At 32.0% G+C, this 2,871-nt stretch carries 2 protein-coding genes; both read right to left on the bottom strand.

Annotated features, from left to right (window positions below):
* Positions 1-168: 168 nt before the first annotated feature.
* Positions 169-1,200, bottom strand: a complete 1,032-nt coding sequence (locus F6K13_RS26600; RefSeq protein WP_240038916.1) for a hypothetical protein — start codon at positions 1,198-1,200, stop codon at positions 169-171.
* Positions 1,201-1,722: 522 nt separating this feature from the next.
* On the bottom strand, positions 1,723-2,025 hold the full coding sequence (locus tag F6K13_RS26595) for a hypothetical protein (RefSeq protein WP_287288940.1): 303 nt from the start codon (positions 2,023-2,025) through the stop codon (positions 1,723-1,725).
* Positions 2,026-2,871 lie beyond the last annotated feature (846 nt).

Here is a 2,871-nt window from a genome sequence, read left to right as displayed (position 1 = left end):
CTTGGGGAATTCGTTGAGGTAAGAGTTGATTTAATAGAGTTCCAATACCAATAAAAGTCGTTGTTTCATCTTCATCAAAAAATTCTGGTAGGAGTTGAGGCCATAACCAATTATTTAATTCATCTCCAAAATTACTAAACCCATCTCGACGTTTGTAGTAAAATAGTTTCATAGTTTAAGATTTGATGCAACAGACATAATTTTAGACTTTCCTCGCTCGATCGCCCAAGATAAATAACGAGTTTCGAGAATCATATTTTGAACTAAACTAGATTTAGAACACCAGTCATCAAAAGCAGGAATTGCAATTTCTGTGAGAAAGTAACGCCACTTTTTAGTAGTTTGAGCAGGATTAATTTTTTCTACTTGTAATTGACCATTATTTACTAAAGTCTGACGTAAGTTTATATCTGATTTTAGCTTCTTTAAACTGTCAAGCAACTCCTTCAAAGAAGTAACTTCTAAATAATTGAAGTTAGGTTTTCCTTCTGTACGATATGCAGATTCATAACCTAATATAGCGGGAACACCTGCTAACCAAGCATTATAAAGTTTAGTTGCTGGTTTATTTATATATTTATTCTGTTTGCCAAAACTTCGGATAGCAACTACTGCATCAGCTTGACTATAATCATTCCAACGATTATCAATTTTTTGATAATTCGTTGAGTGATTTTGATTAATAATCGGACGCCAATTTAAATCTAGTTTATTGAGTTCATTTGTCCAATTCAAACTTAAGAGTTCCGGAGCTAAATTATTTTTATGACCAAAAAAAACAATATTTTTAAACTGATTACCCCGTTCAATATTCCGAGTAATTAATCCTGGTTGTGTCCAATGAGGTATATAGTAGTTATAATTATTTATAGGTGTTATTTCTTGAGGATTTTGTACCACATGAATTTGAGCATAGGGATAAAAATTTAATTCTGCTTTAAGACAAATTAGAAGTAAATTTTTTCCTGGTTTAATGCCTTTATGAATATAAAGAGAATTGCGATGAACAATAACAATTCCAGACTGGGGTAAATAATCTACTAATTCACAAGAAAAACCATCTGCTTTTAGACGCAGATAAGTTTGCAATGTCCAAGCATAAATTCCTATACCAAATCCAGCCCAATTCTCATGGGGATTTTCAGGTAACTTTTGGGGAAATAATTTACGAGGGATATAAAAGTAAATAGTCGGTTTCATCAGAGATTTTGTATTTTTAAGCCTTAAACCAAAAATGGGGAAATGACTTTTTTGTTTGTAGTAGGGCTTTAGCCCTATCTATACTTAGGGCTAAAGCCCTACTACGAGCTTTAATTATAACTATTTAACCGGACATGATATTACTTTATTTTTTTCATTTATCTACAGCAATATGTATATTTTTGGAAGTATCCCAATTTTTCACGTTATACCAATTTGAAAAGAGAATGCTATACTTAGGTGAGACTTCAATTATTAAATAATTAAAACTTGCTCTTTAACCTTTTTGACAATTATTAGCTAGTTAGTATTAATTATTCTTGTGTTGACTTCTCCCCCACTCCCCTGCTCCCCTACTCCCCCACTCAAGAAAATGTAGCAAAGATTTATCAAATTGGTATTAGATGTTTTAAGGGGTGCTAAAAACATTGGTAAGTCCTTACTTTAGGTAATGCTTTTACAAAAACTGGATGCTCCCATATTTTTCTTAAAATAGCAGTAGCCAGAATTTTTAGGACATTCTTAAGAACTCAAATTGGGTAACGACAACGATTTTCCTTCTGACTGTACGTCGCCTTTCATGTCAGCGACAGCCGAAATTTGATGGCTCTGTTGCCTGACTTTTAATTCCTGGTATAATTGCACTTTCCATAGATAAAATGGACTAACTAAAATGCTTAATAGTAGTGTCATTTCACAAGCAGCAACTATATCAGTTTTCAGCAAATTATAGTTTTTGATAAAGTAAGATAAAGCTTTCCGAGAATCATTAACTAGATAAGCGAAAAATGCTAAAGGTCTTTGCCAAGGTTTAAGCCTGATCATTCTAATATGATTTCTGTGTAACCCTGAACCACGCGCGAGGGATAGTAAATAATTCCGCTTGTATATATAATTTTATTAAAAAATTGAATTTCAGATTATTTTTTGACTGCTCATAAAAACTTCTAAATTTTTTGATAATTAGGTGGATATAACATCTTTTTTTGATAATTATCTGGCCACTCTGGAGTTTCAATTAAGTCTCTTAATAATAAGAAGCAAGTTCCTGATATAGAATGCTCAAAAAACATCTTATGGCAAAATTATAATTTTAGACAAAAAAAGCAGTAAAATAGACTGGCGATCGCGCATTTTTTTTGAGTTATTTAGACAATTCCTGTAAATTATTGATTTTCCTCAACAGATTAACTCTTTAATAGTCTTACTTTTTATAATATATAGAATTAATATATATTGTTTCCCTTTTTCTTATTTATTTCTTTTTCCTCCTTCTTTACCCTTACTATTACCGAATAATTAAGGTTTAAAGCTTCTCCTTTAAAGGAGAAAAAAGCAGTCGATCTTCGGAGCTTCCTGAAGGGTGGGATGGCAAGGTCTCCTCGCCATATCCAATCGACCAAGAGAAGAAAAAATTTTCACGCTCCGCGTCAATTCTCTTCTTTTCAAGGAGAGGTAATTATTAATTATTAATTGTTGAAGGTATGGCTCGATCGCCCTTGGTATTATATTAAAACTGCTTAGGTAGTGAAATCCGAATCAGATGTTTGGTGCAATCCCTGTTTAAAAAAAAGACTCAATAAATCACAATCATTAAATAGTATTGAGCAATAAGTCTCTTGGTAAATGGCCAGAATATTTCTCTGATTTTATATCTATCAAGAGATAACA

Source organism: Okeania sp. SIO2B9 (assembly GCF_010672505.1).
In the GTDB taxonomy this organism is placed as follows: Bacteria; Cyanobacteriota; Cyanobacteriia; order Cyanobacteriales; family Microcoleaceae; genus Okeania; species Okeania hirsuta.
The sequence above is the reverse complement of the archived record's forward strand: the minus strand, read 5'-3'. Positions and strand labels throughout refer to the sequence as shown.

Coding starts and splice junctions, on each gene's coding strand:
- F6K13_RS26600 (WP_240038916.1), bottom strand. CDS start 1,200: ATGAAACCGACTATTTACTTTTATATCCCTCGTAAATTATTTCCCCAA.
- F6K13_RS26595 (WP_287288940.1), bottom strand. CDS start 2,025: ATGATCAGGCTTAAACCTTGGCAAAGACCTTTAGCATTTTTCGCTTAT.